The 13,883-nt window shown below is 46.6% G+C and carries 17 protein-coding genes and 1 pseudogene; 13 read left to right on the plus strand and 5 right to left on the minus strand.

What is annotated here, in order from left to right:
- Positions 1–419, plus strand: a pseudogene (locus ATW55_RS07000) (HAD-IC family P-type ATPase); the annotation flags it as partial.
- Between the two features lie 65 nt (positions 420–484).
- On the plus strand, positions 485–691 hold the full coding sequence (locus ATW55_RS07005; RefSeq protein ID WP_067711217.1) for a heavy-metal-associated domain-containing protein: 207 nt from the start codon (positions 485–487) through the stop codon (positions 689–691).
- A gap of 116 nt (positions 692–807) precedes the next feature.
- Here the strand turns inward: ATW55_RS07005 and ATW55_RS07010 are convergent, their stop codons facing one another.
- Both ATW55_RS07010 and ATW55_RS07015 read right to left on the minus strand, forming a co-directional pair.
- Positions 808–1,035, minus strand: coding sequence for a type II toxin-antitoxin system HicA family toxin (locus tag ATW55_RS07010; protein ID WP_067711215.1), 228 nt, complete (start codon positions 1,033–1,035; stop codon positions 808–810).
- On the minus strand, positions 1,032–1,241 hold the full coding sequence (locus tag ATW55_RS07015) for a type II toxin-antitoxin system HicB family antitoxin (protein WP_067711213.1): 210 nt from the start codon (positions 1,239–1,241) through the stop codon (positions 1,032–1,034). The genes ATW55_RS07010 and ATW55_RS07015 overlap by 4 nt, the downstream gene beginning before the upstream one ends.
- A gap of 178 nt (positions 1,242–1,419) precedes the next feature.
- Between ATW55_RS07015 and ATW55_RS07020 the strand changes: the two genes are divergently transcribed.
- Positions 1,420–1,821 carry a hypothetical protein gene (locus ATW55_RS07020; RefSeq protein WP_067714717.1) on the plus strand — a complete coding sequence of 134 codons (402 nt, stop codon included), beginning with the start codon at positions 1,420–1,422 and terminating at the stop codon, positions 1,819–1,821.
- A gap of 69 nt (positions 1,822–1,890) precedes the next feature.
- Here the strand turns inward: ATW55_RS07020 and ATW55_RS07025 are convergent, their stop codons facing one another.
- From ATW55_RS07025 to ATW55_RS07035, 3 genes are all read right to left on the minus strand, one after another.
- The gene (locus ATW55_RS07025) at positions 1,891–2,742 is read right to left on the minus strand and encodes a hypothetical protein (protein ID WP_067567608.1); all 852 of its coding nucleotides are present in this window, start codon (positions 2,740–2,742) and stop codon (positions 1,891–1,893) included.
- The gene (locus tag ATW55_RS07030; RefSeq protein WP_153005047.1) at positions 2,739–4,805 is read right to left on the minus strand and encodes a hypothetical protein; all 2,067 of its coding nucleotides are present in this window, start codon (positions 4,803–4,805) and stop codon (positions 2,739–2,741) included. The genes ATW55_RS07025 and ATW55_RS07030 overlap by 4 nt, the downstream gene beginning before the upstream one ends.
- Before the next feature lie 672 nt (positions 4,806–5,477).
- Positions 5,478–6,173: an ArsR/SmtB family transcription factor gene (locus ATW55_RS07035; RefSeq protein WP_067714724.1), complete on the minus strand. Its 696-nt coding sequence runs from the start codon at positions 6,171–6,173 to the stop codon at positions 5,478–5,480.
- A 118-nt stretch (positions 6,174–6,291) separates the two neighbouring features.
- Here ATW55_RS07035 and ATW55_RS07040 point away from each other — a divergent pair, with 118 nt between their 5' ends.
- The 10 genes from ATW55_RS07040 to ATW55_RS07085 all read left to right on the plus strand — a co-directional run.
- On the plus strand, positions 6,292–6,948 hold the full coding sequence (locus ATW55_RS07040) for an MFS transporter (protein ID WP_067714727.1): 657 nt from the start codon (positions 6,292–6,294) through the stop codon (positions 6,946–6,948).
- 339 nt (positions 6,949–7,287) lie between these two features.
- Positions 7,288–7,617 carry a hypothetical protein gene (locus ATW55_RS07045; protein ID WP_067714730.1) on the plus strand — a complete coding sequence of 110 codons (330 nt, stop codon included), beginning with the start codon at positions 7,288–7,290 and terminating at the stop codon, positions 7,615–7,617.
- Between the two features lie 347 nt (positions 7,618–7,964).
- Positions 7,965–8,501: a tyrosine-type recombinase/integrase gene (locus ATW55_RS16030; protein ID WP_235587037.1), complete on the plus strand. Its 537-nt coding sequence runs from the start codon at positions 7,965–7,967 to the stop codon at positions 8,499–8,501.
- 473 nt (positions 8,502–8,974) lie between these two features.
- Entirely contained in the window at positions 8,975–10,216 is a 1,242-nt protein-coding gene (locus ATW55_RS07055) for an MFS transporter (RefSeq protein WP_067714733.1), read from the plus strand.
- A gap of 243 nt (positions 10,217–10,459) precedes the next feature.
- Positions 10,460–11,206 carry a metallophosphoesterase family protein gene (locus ATW55_RS07060; protein ID WP_067567362.1) on the plus strand — a complete coding sequence of 249 codons (747 nt, stop codon included), beginning with the start codon at positions 10,460–10,462 and terminating at the stop codon, positions 11,204–11,206.
- A gap of 53 nt (positions 11,207–11,259) precedes the next feature.
- The gene (locus ATW55_RS07065) at positions 11,260–11,811 is read left to right on the plus strand and encodes a GNAT family N-acetyltransferase (RefSeq protein ID WP_231877922.1); all 552 of its coding nucleotides are present in this window, start codon (positions 11,260–11,262) and stop codon (positions 11,809–11,811) included.
- A 144-nt stretch (positions 11,812–11,955) separates the two neighbouring features.
- The gene (locus ATW55_RS07070; RefSeq protein ID WP_067567365.1) at positions 11,956–12,426 is read left to right on the plus strand and encodes a DinB family protein; all 471 of its coding nucleotides are present in this window, start codon (positions 11,956–11,958) and stop codon (positions 12,424–12,426) included.
- Between the two features lie 230 nt (positions 12,427–12,656).
- A complete protein-coding gene (locus ATW55_RS07075; protein ID WP_067567367.1) occupies positions 12,657–12,929 on the plus strand; it encodes a hypothetical protein in 273 nt (90 codons plus the stop codon).
- Positions 12,929–13,297 (plus strand): HAD family hydrolase, encoded by a 369-nt coding sequence (locus tag ATW55_RS07080; protein ID WP_143216276.1) that lies wholly within the window; start codon positions 12,929–12,931, stop codon positions 13,295–13,297. The genes ATW55_RS07075 and ATW55_RS07080 overlap by 1 nt, the downstream gene beginning before the upstream one ends.
- A 65-nt stretch (positions 13,298–13,362) precedes the next feature.
- On the plus strand, positions 13,363–13,883 hold a 521-nt coding region (locus ATW55_RS07085), incomplete at its 3' end, for an HAD hydrolase-like protein (protein ID WP_067714737.1).

The raw sequence follows: 13,883 nt of genomic DNA on the forward strand, positions 1-13,883 counted from the left end.
AGAGCGCGTTTTTGCGGAGGTGCTGCCTGAGCAAAAGGCGGAGATGGTCAAAAAGCTGCAAAGAGAAGGAAACGTGGTCGGCATGGTGGGGGATGGGATCAACGACGCCCCGGCGCTTGCCACTGCAGAGATCGGTTTTGCCATCGGATCGGGCACGGACGTAGCGATAGAGACGGCGGACATCGCGCTTTTGCGCGGGGATCTTTTGAGCGTAGTCACTGCGATCCGTCTCTCGAAGGCGACCATAAAAAAAAATTCGGCAAAACCTGTTCTGGGCGTTTGGTTACAATTCACTCGGTGTCCCGCTGGCCGCATTCGGGTTCATCAGTCCGGTAATCGCCGGCGCCGCCATGGCGCTCAGTTCGGTGAGTGTCGTGAGTAACTCCGTGCTGCTCCGGCGTTTTCGCTCGACGGTGTGAGTTGGGGCGTGCGCTTGTGGTCGTCTGTGAATGCATGAAAAGACCATTTGAAAGGAGGTGATGGGATGGCGGTGGCAACGATTGAGGTACAGGGGATGACCTGTCAGGGGTGTGTCAAATCGGTCACGAAGGCGCTGCAGGCGGTTGACGGGGTGACGTCGACGGACGTGAGCCTTGAGAAAAACCAGGCGACCGTAACCTATGAAGAAGGCAAGGCGACGCTTGCGGATTTGAAGCTGGCGATTGAAAATGCGGGTTATGATGTGGCGTAAGTGCATTTAAAAAACGAGGTGGGCGTGCGGGTTCTCGCGAATCTGTGCGTCCGCGTTTTTTATGTCTGCAAAACCTTATTGTCTGATAAACGAGACGTAGTTTCACGGTTACAACGTCAATCCCTTAACCATTCATGAAGCGCATCGAGGGTCATGTCGGATTGCCGCAAAATCGATTGCAGTGTACCTGGGGCAAGCTCTCTGTGCATTGGAATAATCGCGATTTTTCCATCTGGATGGCGCATTTTATGATGGCTGCCTTTTTGACCGATCGATGAGAATCCGGCGTGAGTTAAAAAGGCAATCATTTGTTTTCCGGAAACGACAGGCAAACGTGGACTCATTGCACATTGACTTCAACAGGCGCAATGATCGGAGTTGTACCAGTCGGTGCGTCGTGATCTTCGAAGTATAGCTCCAACGCCTCTTGTAGATTGTTTAGGGCATCTTCTAAGGTTTTGCCCTGGCTGGTTACTTCCACTTCAAGACAGCGAGCCACAAACCATTCACCTTGACGTATAATGGCTGAAGTCAAACGGATCGCACTCATGGAAACAGGACCTCCCAAAACGATCTTTATTCGATTCAAACTTTGTGTACGGGAATAATGCATTTTTATTATATCATGATTGGCTTAGGGTGTGATTCTAAGGTGACGATTGTCTGATAAACGAGACGTAGTTTCACGGTTGCGTTGTGTGGCACGAAAAGGGAGCGGAGGCAAGCCTATGAGCATTTTGAACCGGATTCGAACCATTTTGGCGGGCGAACGATATTGCTCTGATGAGCACTTGGAAGGTTATCACAGGATCGGGCAAGATGTGTACGTTCTTGAGATGGAGCTTTTGGACGTGACAGAGCCGCATGCAAAAGCCATTGCGCGCGCCGCGCGCTGTTTTCAAGTGATCGGGGATGCGCTTTTGCAGGATGCGCGGGAGGATGATCAGAAGCGCTCGGTGGCGAGCATCACGCATGAGCAGGCGGAGGTTTTGTACGGAAGGATTCCTGATCTCATGGTTGCCGCCAGACAGGAGGCTGCGTTTGCGGGGAGTGCCCGCGTGAGTTTGCCGATTCGACTTGGGAAACGGGTAGAATCTGGCCATACTTGTCCGTTGGAGCCTTCATGCTAAGCCATCTTTCAATGACCTAGTTCAGGTAACTTGGTCAAATAACAGCATCCATCGCAGAAGATAGCCAAGTTAAAAATATTTATGCCAGATATCGATGTGGTTACTAATAAAGGCTTCCAAAGTTGTTCGTAGAACCAACACAGGTATGAAAGGTAGGTGTTTGTTTTCTCTGACCTTGTCAAACCAGTCCACAAAGCTCGAAATCGCCTTTCTATTCGTCACTAGGACGTAGTAATCAGGTTTATGAACCATCACTTTCAGCATTTCATCGTATATTTCCGTTCTCGTAATCTTAGTTTCTGGGTTCACTGAATACTTGCACTGCATGATGCATTTCATGGTAATTGACCTAGTCGGGAATATAGACAGCTTCGCTTCATACACGCCATCCCTGCCGCCGTCAGTTCCTTCCGGCAAAAAAATATGATTGCTGAAAAGGTCTAGGTTTTTCAAAACAACGTCGCGACAAAGTTCCTCGAAGGCTTGTCCTTGTGATGAATTGCCTGGTTGCATTTTTATCTTAGACCAGTCGATAACAATTTGTGGATGTTTCACCTGATTATATCGCGCTTCATCGATTGGCTGCTCGACGACCTGACTTGGATCGAATGTAAAATTAAGTCCGGTAGCCGAGGATCGTTGTAAGTTGTCGATGGTTACTTCGAAGAAGTTGTCACCCCTAATACATACGACAACAGACAAAGATTTAACATTTTCGGTTATAACCGGATCCTTGGAGCGTGAGTGAAAAACCATTAGGGTCGGCTTGATATTGGGCATAACCGCCTGCGCAGCAGGAGTACTAGCAGAAACTGATGGTGCTAAGGACTCGGCTCTGCAGGATGCGTAGTCGAGCACATCTCCATTTACGTCGTAGAGGACGCACGGGTTATTTCGAATCTCATCCAACAAGTCTGTCAAATCGAAACACCCCCAATTACATCATCTTCGGGGCGTGTGAGTGCGAACCAAAGGATCAACTGGTCTAGTTCATTGAAGTCAGGGTCATTCAGAGATGCATATACGTTGATAAGACAATCCACTACAATGCTTTCAATTCTCTCGATCACTCGGTCTGCAGAACCGTTTCCCCGTCCCTGCAATAATGAATCTCTGAGCCTAAGGTAGATGTCGAAGTCGTTTCGGAGCCAGACTCTTGCTTGCCCATAGGTGTATCCAGCTTCAGGAATATTCGGACCCGCCATTATAAGAGTTGCTCGGTCGAGCCATCCATATTTTCTAGAATCGTGTTCTTCCTTCAAAAGACTCTCAAGACATGTTAAATATCTTAAAAATCGCTGATCAGGAAACTCATAGCGTCGTGCGGATGCAAGTATGTCAAAAGCCCTCCTTACACGATTACTTATTGCTGAATCCATCACTGTGGTTTTCCTGAGATAGTCCCCCCATGGAGTCCCAACAGGAAATTTGTCACCAGTTAAGTTCACAGGAAATTTGACTGACCCACTCCCTATTCCATTGAAAAGGGTAGTTGCAGATGTTTTTGTATTCGCCGCATACGTGTGATGACCGAGATGATAGTCGTACAAACTACGATTGTCGATTAGGACTAAAATCGAATTGAGAGTTTCCTCGATTTTTCTCCGACCGTATGTCTTCGCACGCTCTGAATCGTTAGAATCAGCGAAAATCCGCTGTACAAATACCCACACCGGTTCATCCAACGGATTCCAGCCCACCTTGTCGACACCTGATATCTTCGAAAAATACTCAGTAACAATGTTGGGGCACTTATCAGAAGGCACGATTTTGACGTCGCCCAGATCGACTTCCGCATCCACTTGTAAGTTTTTTACTGGGGCGGCTAACAACCACTCGTCTAGCTTAATTGGAGTCTTGTAGTGGTTAGTCCACTGACTATTTCGTCCTGGCAACGACACTTCCATGAAATCGTGAAACGTCCGATTAAGATCTTCGGCTTCGCTAAAAAAACCAGCACTAAGGCGAAGCAGTGCATCGTGACCATACTTGTGAAGGAATGGACGTGGAGACTCCTGATCCGGAAGGTAACTATTGTCAACATCCGCATGTTGTACGACCTTTTCAACAAGAAGTAAAATATCGTTGAAAATCTCTTCAATAAAATCAGAAACATATTTTTGCAGTCCAATGAAATTCTCACGGACTACTAACTCTATAAGTTCTTGTATCTTTAATGGCGGGATTTTTATCGTATTTAAACGGTCTTTGACACCTGCTAGAAGCTTCTGGATAATTTTGTTCGATTCATCAAACCTTTTTCCCATTCGAGTATGATACACAACATCTCTGCAAACCGAGTCCACAATTTCCACGAGAACCTTGTGTACGAAGGGTTCTCCCCCTTCGGAAACAGCATGTTTCGCCGCTTGCGAAGCCAAATCATCACGGAGGAATTCATGGGACTTTTCAACCCAAGATTCGGCATATCTTGCACTCCATGTGTCACAGTATCCCGTACAGAGCAATCGATCCCTAACAGCTAAGATGGAATGAAACAACGTTCGACCGTAGAGTGTCCTTCGTTCCTTTGTGTGAGTTGACGTAAAGTTCAGCAAATTATACGAATCATGAGCATCAATTACTTGTTTTAAAGTTAGTGTCTGCTTCGGTTTAGTTTCCTCTTCTTCTATTTTCTGATCCTGCGACGCAGGGTTTTCATAACTCGTGGATAGATCTTTAAGAAAATAGGACAGATACGCTTCCAAGACTTGAACTGTTGTAGGAAAGTCGAAATCCTTAGTGTAGGATTTAATGACCGCTTCAACGCTTCCTTCAAATTTTCTACCAAATTTTTCATCCAGAATTTTCATCCAATGAAGTGTGTCGCTACTGAGGTGTCCGTTTGATAGGCTGATACTCCTGCGGATTAATTGCTGCGATACAGCCATATCAAAATCCCTCAAAAACATCGTGATAATGCGCAAGGTCTCTTCTGAGTAGTCCAAGCTTGCAAATTTCATCGTTTTTGTCCTTTTAAACATGACAATCCCCCATACTCGCCAAATATCCTTCACTGCTCACAACAGTGATTATAATGCTGCTCCTTCATGATATCCTCGCGTAGCAGTAAAGTCCGATTGCATGACCTTCCACTATCTTGGCACAATTTCGACTGCACTTTTTAGACAACGAGATATCACTGTATTGCGAACCCATACCGACGATAAAAGTCGACCGCATCGTGCTCCGTCTCAGCAGTTAATTCGGGGGGGATTCTCCAACTTCAAGAGTTTATCAATCATTCGTCGATCGATACCACAGTTACGCTTGTGCTCATCGACCGCAATGTGAAGAATTTCGGCAGAGACTCCTTCGCCTTTGAATCCAATGATACCTAACGCCAAGCCATTGTTATTCATGAAAACATACAGTTTCGCATTGTCTTGCGATTACACTTGCTCCAAAATATTGCTGAGCTTTTTATCCGTAGCGGAACTGACTGTATTCTACAACAACTGTTTTACCCGCTCAATGGGTGTGACGTTATTCCTGTGATTAACCAACGTCAAAAACAACACCCCTTTCCTTAGCAACCAAGTCTTTTCTGTCGCAAAACTGCCCGAAATCTGAACAATCCTATCACATTTTCACGATTTGTTTGAGCGTATAACGGCAGGTTCCAATCAGAATCTTACGGTGCCTCGTACCACTTGTCAGCGCTCATCCTCGACATTCAATCCCAATTCCTGTGCCAGTTTTTCTCGACCCATCGCCGTGACAACAATGGATCGTCGGACGGGACCTCTGCGGATCCAGTCTAGTTCCAACAGGCGTTTTGTCACCGCTAGCGCGATAGGTCCCGCCATGTGATGAACCCGTTCGGTCCAATCTACATGCCTAGGAACGGAGGCTCCGTGTTTTTCGACGACCTTTTCCGCGATTCCAAATGTCTCAAACCACTTCGCACCGAGTGGGGTTACGATATACCCGTCTTCTCGGTCCGCCAAGTATCCCTTGTTTCGCAAAGCGTCCGTGAACGCGACGCCAAATCGACCCGCAATGTGGTCGTAACAGGTCCGTGCGAAACAGAGTGCGGTCGCTTCAGTCGATTGGCGCAGGGAGCGTACGGGCGTGGGTGGGGACAGGGACGATATGGACTCGAGTGCCTTCGCTACGTCGGGACCCGCCAGTCGATAATACCGATGACGTCCCCATGCCTCCATGGTGAGGAGTCCTCCGGCCACCAATTTTGCAAGATGATTGCTGGCCGTTTGTGGTGACACGCGGGCCAGTTTCGCGAGTTCTCCTGCAGGAAGAGCCTGCCCGCCAAGGAGCGCCATGAGAATCGTTGTTCTCGTCACATCTCCAATGAGCGACGCTACTGTCGTGACATTGCCGTACAGAGTCATCCAATGAACCTCCCATGCGCTCTTTGATTGCAGTGTACCATCGCAACACTTCGATGCTACGTGAAATTTCTGCATGATACGATCATCCCGCTTTGGACACACAAAAGGGGATTATCGAATGACAGGCGGACTGAACACAGAAAAAACCCATCCATTGGCCGTGAGCGACTTATTTGTGGTCATCATTGCAGGCATCGGGCTATTGCTCTCCACACTCGATACCGGAATTATCAATGTAGCGCTTCCCACGCTGGTGCACGTGTTTCACTCGTCTCTGACAGCCATGTCTTGGACGATCACGCTGTACACCCTCGCACTCACGGGCACCATTGTCCTCTTTGGTCGCCTCAGCGATCGCTATGGACATTTGACCGTATACGTCCTCGGTCTCATTCTCTTTGCCCTGTCGTCCATGCTGTGCGGCATCGCACAGTCGGTGCCAGAAATCATTGCCTTTCGTGTCCTACAGGGGATTGGCGCGGCTATGCTCCAAGCCACGTCCGTCGCGCTGATCACCACGATCATTCCGGAGAGCAGACGTGGACCTGCCCTTGGCACGCTTGGGATTCTCCTCGGGCTAGGTCCTGTGCTCGGACCCAGTGTCGGCGGCACCATTCTTTCGATGGTCAGTTGGCGCTTTATTTTCTTCATCAATCTGCCTATCGTCGCGGTCGCGCTCTTCGGCTGTAGGCGGTTGAAGCGGATCGTCCGAGATAAGCGTCAGCATATCCATCTCAATGTGGCAGGAAACGTGCTATTGTCGCTCTTTTGCTGAGCATGATATTAAGTCAAGAAAGTAGACACGATAAACAGAGACGATTGATCATTTTAAATCCTTGGTTAGGGTCGATCCACCTTCTGTGGTTTCGACACAGAATTCATTTTTTTTAATATCCTGATCCAGATGTCCAGGACAAGAACATCCCTTAACATTCTCACCACATTCTTCGTTAGAAAGTCCGCGCTTCGTACATCCTTTCATCGTGATGCGGTGATACATAGCCAATCGACGAATGGATTTTCTAACGATTGTAAAAAACTTCGATTGAGTGCCCGGAGTGGACATGGATCCAGAGTTTGGCCCTATCGGAATCTCTCGGACGGTGGTGAGGGAATGTTATTTGAATGGGTGAGGCAGTCGTGGCTCAGATTATCGATCCATCACGGAACTGCAATTATGAAGCCACTATGGATTGGGATCGCGTTTATCGCATTTGCCCTTGTGGCGGCGCTGTTTGACATTCGGGAACGGCGAATTCCAAACGTCCTGAACCTGTTTGGACTGGGGCTCTTTTTGGCGTTGATCTTTGCCAAGGTCTATAGCACGGCGGCCAAAAAATACGTGGTTCGATGGCTACCAACCGACACCAAGAAAGGGACTGCCATAGTGGTTTTCGTCCACGTGTCGTCGATCCTCCTCTGTGCAGTGATGTCTTTATTCTGAAAGTTAATAGCTTCTTGGAAGGAGGTCTCTTCATGCGATTGCCTGATGCGTCCAACTGATATCTGACTCTCCGGGCGCGGGAGGGATATTCGCCCTATACAGTAAAGGCGTACCGTGTGTAGCATCGCCTGTTGATAAAAGACATCGGTGACGTCGAGATTGACACTGTCACCTTGGAACAACTGCGGGAACATCTGCAGCAGCACATGCATTTGAAAGCGAGCAGTCTCGGGCATAATGTACGGGCCATCATGAGTTTGTTCAATTCAAGTGGTTGGTGGAAGAGGATCTCCTCGTGCGCAATCCGACCATGAAGTTGAAGGAACCGAAGCTTGGAGAATGTGTGTGTGCCAAAGGCACTCACCATCGATGAACTAGAAATGCTGCGGGATTCTTGCACCAGTGTCTTGGAGCATGCGCTCGTGGAATTTTTCTTCGCCACGGGATGTCGGGTGGGGGATATTCACAAACTCGACCGCAGTGCAATTGATTGGCAGCGTGGCTGTGTGAATGTGATAGGGAAAGGAAACAAAGAACGAGAGGTGTACTTCGGCTCGAAGGCCCGCATATGGCTTCAACGGTATTTGAATCATCGTGGTGATAAGGATGCGGCGCTGTTTGTAACCGAGAGGAAACCGCACCGGATATCGATTCATCAGATTGAGTATATTTTCAATCGGATCGCGAATCGATCCGACTTGCAAACCAAGATCAGCCCCCACAAACTTCGCCATACCCTCGCAACCGTATTGCTCAATCAGGGCGCACCCCTCGTTGCCGTGCAGTCTATTTTGGGCCATGAGAAACCGGAGACCACGCAGTTGTACGCATCCCTCAGTGGCACCGTACGCCAACAAGCATATCAGCGATATTTCGTGCAGTGATGAATGTCTGCAAAACCATTCGTCGCCGTGTATACTGAGGGAAACGATGCTAGGAGAGCGCGGGAAAACTGGCATTGAGCGATCCGCACACGGGGACTTTTATGCAGATATATTGCATGATCATGCGAACCGAGCGAGTCGGCTTACGCCGATTTCGGGCAGTTTAGTGCAGCACGGACAACGAAAATTTGGAGCGCAAACAGGATATATAAATAAAACGACGAATTCAATTAATGGAATACGCAATGTCAGGAGGGTTTATGTGCAAGTACCTTCGATTTTTGATGCGGTTGTTATCCTAGGGGGAAGTCTGCCCTTATTCGGGTATTCAATTGCATACAAAGATCAGGGAATCGTACAGCGTTCTGACTAGCTACGCCAGTTAAGGCGTGTTGAAATCGGAATACAAAGCACCTGATCACGTGGTCAGGTGCTTTTTTGCGTTGAAAAATGACCGAAGGGAAGATCATTCAATGAAATTCAATACAACAATCTTGAAAAACAGAAACTTCTTATCTTACTGGAGCGGTGGACTAATTTCAGAACTTGGAGATGCCATGTTTTTGCTGGCACTCAATTGGATGGTGGTTGAGAAAACAGGTTCGGGATTAATTTTAGGAACCATCATGGCGTGTATTTCACTGCCTCAAATTTTACTCGTCACGATTGGTGGTGTGGTTGCAGATCGCTTGAATCCGAAATGGGTCATGATTGCATCGGATGCTGTACGCGGACTGATAATGGCGTTTCTGCTGGTGATGAGCTTTCGCGGTGTGGTGCCGATTTGGACGTTGTTTGTGATGGCAATTGTGTATGGCTGCATGGATGCGGCATTTTTCCCTGCACAATCGGCATTTCAACAAAGACTTGTTTCTTCAGAGCAATACACGCAGTCCTTCGGACTCTTGATGATTGGTTTTCAGGTGGCAGCGATTGCAGGACCTGTTATTGGCGGTACGTTGATTTCCAAATGGAGTTATCAACTTGTCATTGCAGCCAACGGACTTTCATTTATTTGTTCGATTCTGCTTCTGCTCTTGGTTAAACCGATTCCCATCGATTCCGATGACGAAGAAAAAGACAAATTATCATTTTCATCCGACATCCAAGTCGGAATTCGATATGTACTGAAGAATCATCTGATCTTAACGACATCCTTAAGTGCGTTCTTGGTCAATGCGTGCGTGCAAGCCACATTCATTGCAATGCCGTTCTTGGCAAAACAAGCTCACCTGGGTGCACAAGGATTTGGCTTGATGAATATGGGCATTGGAATCGGTGGTGCTCTCGCAGCTCTCTTTTTTGCTTTCATACGGATTCAAAAGCCAACACCAAAAATGACCTTGCTTGCTTGTTTCTTCGAAGGGTTTGCGTTTCTTGGACTCGTCGTTGCAAGGGACCTATGGTTGCTTATTGGTACGATGCTCGTCATTGGCATTATGGAAGCTGTCGTGAACACAATTGCTCCAAGTGTAAATCAAAAAATCATTCCGCCACAACTGATTGGGCGAGTCATTAGTTTTATGATTGTTTTAATGTCGGGATCGGAACCGCTGGCACGTGCATTTTCAGGATGGATGATTCAATGGTCAGGAGTAACGGTTTTGTTAATTTGTACGGGCATTCTTGAAATTGTCGTAGCTGTGATCGGCTATTTCATGCCTGTTGTCCGAAATTATGGCTTGGAACAGCCCCCGATCGAATCCTATGATTGATGAAAATCACAGCACAGGGGACATCCTTTGGGGTGTCCTGTTTTACTTTCTATGGTTTATATCCTCAAATGTCGAGTAGCAAATCTATTGCAGTATGGTGCGAAACTGCAGTAGCCGTCTCCGGTTGACGGGTGTATGATTATACAGGCACGCATGGAGACGCTTACTGCCGTTTCGAGCAATGTTCAATAGTGATTCACTGAACGTAATCGGTATATTTAGTTGAATTCGGAGGGGAAATGAATGTCTACAAAGGTAGCTATAATTACAGACATCCATGGCAACAGCCCCGCATTACAGGCTGTGTTGAAGGACATCGACAGTCAGTCTGACATTGAGCACATCTACTGCTTGGGAGATATGGTGGCAATCGGACCTGACACTGATGAGGTCTTGGTTGCATTGTTCGAGCGAGAAGATGTATCCATGATCACCGGAAACCATGAAGATGCGGTGTTGGCAATTTTTCGAGGTCAAGAACCAGCGTCCCGTGACGAGGAGCGAGCACACCACGAGTGGATTGTCGAGAACACCGATGAAGCCTTACTTCGAAGCCTGTTGGACTTGCCCCGTTCATTAAGAATTGAACACGAAGAGAAGAGCCTGTTATTGGTCCACTACCACTTAGATGCCGCTGACAACTTCCTGCCAATTGACCGAGACCCTTCAGCGGATGAGCTGGATACAATCTACAATGGAGACAAGGCTGACATAGTGTGCTTTGGACATCATCATCCCGTTCACTTCTTCAAGTCTGCCACAAGAACATATCTGAATCCTGGCTCATTAGGGTGTTGTGACCGCCCTGTAGCTCGATACGCCATTCTGGACATCGACTCGCAGGATATTGCAGTTGAAATGAAAGAAATCCCATACGATAATCGCCAGTTTCTTTTGTCGTATGAGCAATTAGGGGTACCTGCAAGGGATTTCCTGCTCATGGCGTTCCACGGCAATCAGCACATGGGTATCCATGAAGAAGAGTCATAATGCTTGGGTCGCCTCTTTGTGTATGAACATGCATGTGTGTTGAGGAAGTCCTTATGGCGATCTTGGGCAGGAAAGTTGAAGAACGAATCAAATTAAATCGGGTGATGAAAATGGGCATTAGCAGCAAGATAGAAGTGGCTCCGCCATTGACTCAAGATGATCAGGAATGGCTCAGGACCTTGTGGCTGAGTGAGTGGGGCGGAGAAACAATGGTATCCAAAGGTAAAACCCATTACTTTCAGGATTTAGACGCCGTGATTGCTTGGGCTGATGATGTTCGAGTTGGGGCGGCAACCTATAATCTTGAGAATGATGGATGCGAACTGATGAGTATAAATGCCATAGTGGAAGGTTTAGGCGCAGGGAGTGCCCTGATTTCGGCAGTCGAACAAGCGGTACATAAGGTTGGAGTAGGTCGCATTTGGCTTATCACTTCGAATGATAACTTGGATGCATTGAGATTTTATCAACGACGTGGATACCGAATAACTGCCGTATATCCCGACGCAATTGACGAGGCAAGGAAGCTCAAACCGACGATTCCACAAATCGGGTATTACGAAATCCCAATTCACGATGAGGTTGAACTTGAAAAATTTCTTTAAGTCTTCTTCAGGTAACGGGTGCACATCTGCAATAGCGGTGTGTCTCGGCTTGTGTATGAATATACAGAACCTATGCGTGACACCTTGCGGCAGATAAGAGCAGTAAGGATACAGAATATTACAAACGAATGGAGAGTGGTTTAAATGCTAGCTACTGAGCTTGCTATAATTAATTTTCGAGAGGTTCGTCGCAGAAGCATAATTGTATGGAGGAGTGTTCCTTCAGATTTCCTAAAATGGAAGCCTGACGACTCAGCTCTAACAATTGGTGAAGTCATCCGTCATGCATGGTCTACTCAGAAATATTACTACGAGTCGATTAAACTAGGACAATCTGCGCCAGTAACACATGACGAGTTCGATGACATTCCAGTAACGAGTATCGAAGAGGAAATTTCACTGTCAGTACCATACTTCGAGGATTTCCTAAACTACGTCCGGCAATTACCAAATAACGAATTGGAAAGTCGAATGATTGACCGTTCGGACGTTGGATATATACGACCATTAGGAGATTTTCTTTGTCGAATTGCGTACCACGAGTCCATTCACACTGGTCAGTTACTTCAATACCTTCGGTCTGCTGGTCTAGACCGTCCAGATATTTGGGACTAGACAGCTTCCCGCATTTTATCAGTTTCACTTGTGTCATTACGGTTGCAATAAGGCTGTTCACGTGGCTAGAAAAAAGGGAGGAGTCTATTGGATATCAAAATGTGAATTCTGGGAATCAAGATTTATCGATGGCTGACGATGTAGTTGACTCTATAGCTGATATCCCCATGGATTTTCTTGATTTACTGTGACCCTTAGCCCGAGTTGTTGTATGGAAGGAGGAACGCCTTTTGATTGTAGCTTTTTGGGATTTGGATGGAACTATTCAAGACAGCGAGCCATTAGCAAGAGAAGGAACTTGTTACGGATTTCAACAGATACTTGGTAGAGAACCAACAGAACAAGAATTTGCTCAACTTATCGGGCGTCCTGTACCCATTGTTTACAAAGAATGGTTCGATGATGAGTTAGCATTAAAAATTCTTGATACAGGAACACGTTTTTACCAAGAACACTCGATCAAATTCGTTGTTACCCTGGAATTCCAGATTTGCTCACTCTGATGAAACTGAGAGGTCATAAAATGGGAATTGTTTCGTCAAAGTGGCGATTCCATGTGATTAGTGAGCTGCAATCAAAGAAGCTGGATATGTTCTTTGACGTTGTCGTAGCCCAAGAGGACACATCACGACACAAGCCATACCCTGATCCACTTCTTCTTGCAGCGCGCAAATTGCAAGGAAATCCAGCAGATTGCGTATACATTGGCGATCAACCATCAGACGTTCAGTCAGCAAGAGCAGCAGGTATGATCAACATCGCTGCACTGTGGGGAGACGGGAAGTTTGAACGTATACAAACAGCGTCTCCAAATATCATGGTTCAAAATCCAGTGGAGGTTCTCAATTTCGTATCACAACTAAAGAGATAGATTTAACTGAGTTGCCATTGAATTAAAGATAAATGTAATAAACTTACCATAGGGAGAGCCCGATAATGGCAATTTACTCGACAATTTTATTTGATTTGGATGGAACGCTTACAGATCCTAAGGAGGGAATCACCAAATCAGCCCAATATGCCTTGTCTAGACTTGGGATCGATGAACCTGACCTCGAAGAGCTTACATCGTTTATCGGACCGCCTTTGCATGTCAGTTTTGAACAGTTCTATGGTCTCGGTCCCTCAGAAGTAGAACGAGCCGTGATGTATTATCGACAAAATTATAAGGAAAGCGGGATATATGAGAACGTAATTTATGACGGAATTCCAGAGTTACTTAAGTTTTTAAAGGATAAATCTAAGCAGTTAGTTATAGCCACTTCAAAGCTTACTGTATTTGCGGAGCAGATACTCGTTCATTTTGAAATTGATCAGTACTTCGACCATGTTGTTGGAAGTAATCTTGATGGGTCTCGGTCTAACAAGGCGGAGATAGTTGAGCATGCTATAAGAAAATTCAACGGTTCTCCGAAGTCTGATTTCATTATGGTCGGAGACCGTAAACATGACTTCAT

Source organism: Ferroacidibacillus organovorans (assembly GCF_001516615.1).
GTDB lineage: Bacteria > Bacillota > Bacilli > Alicyclobacillales > SLC66 > Ferroacidibacillus > Ferroacidibacillus ferrooxidans_B.

What these genes read in the sequence shown, in the direction of transcription:
- ATW55_RS07005 (WP_067711217.1), top strand. Translation starts at nt 485, where the DNA reads ATGGCGGTGGCAACGATTGAGGTACAGGGGATGACCTGTCAGGGGTGT.
- ATW55_RS07010 (WP_067711215.1), bottom strand. Translation starts at nt 1,035, where the DNA reads ATGAGTCCACGTTTGCCTGTCGTTTCCGGAAAACAAATGATTGCCTTT.
- ATW55_RS07015 (WP_067711213.1), bottom strand. Translation starts at nt 1,241, where the DNA reads ATGAGTGCGATCCGTTTGACTTCAGCCATTATACGTCAAGGTGAATGG.
- ATW55_RS07020 (WP_067714717.1), top strand. Translation starts at nt 1,420, where the DNA reads ATGAGCATTTTGAACCGGATTCGAACCATTTTGGCGGGCGAACGATAT.
- ATW55_RS07030 (WP_153005047.1), bottom strand. Translation starts at nt 4,805, where the DNA reads ATGTTTAAAAGGACAAAAACGATGAAATTTGCAAGCTTGGACTACTCA.
- ATW55_RS07035 (WP_067714724.1), bottom strand. Translation starts at nt 6,173, where the DNA reads ATGACTCTGTACGGCAATGTCACGACAGTAGCGTCGCTCATTGGAGAT.
- ATW55_RS07040 (WP_067714727.1), top strand. Translation starts at nt 6,292, where the DNA reads ATGACAGGCGGACTGAACACAGAAAAAACCCATCCATTGGCCGTGAGC.
- ATW55_RS07045 (WP_067714730.1), top strand. Translation starts at nt 7,288, where the DNA reads ATGTTATTTGAATGGGTGAGGCAGTCGTGGCTCAGATTATCGATCCAT.
- ATW55_RS07055 (WP_067714733.1), top strand. Translation starts at nt 8,975, where the DNA reads ATGAAATTCAATACAACAATCTTGAAAAACAGAAACTTCTTATCTTAC.
- ATW55_RS07060 (WP_067567362.1), top strand. Translation starts at nt 10,460, where the DNA reads ATGTCTACAAAGGTAGCTATAATTACAGACATCCATGGCAACAGCCCC.
- ATW55_RS07065 (WP_231877922.1), top strand. Translation starts at nt 11,260, where the DNA reads ATGGCGATCTTGGGCAGGAAAGTTGAAGAACGAATCAAATTAAATCGG.
- ATW55_RS07070 (WP_067567365.1), top strand. Translation starts at nt 11,956, where the DNA reads ATGCTAGCTACTGAGCTTGCTATAATTAATTTTCGAGAGGTTCGTCGC.
- ATW55_RS07080 (WP_143216276.1), top strand. Translation starts at nt 12,929, where the DNA reads ATGAAACTGAGAGGTCATAAAATGGGAATTGTTTCGTCAAAGTGGCGA.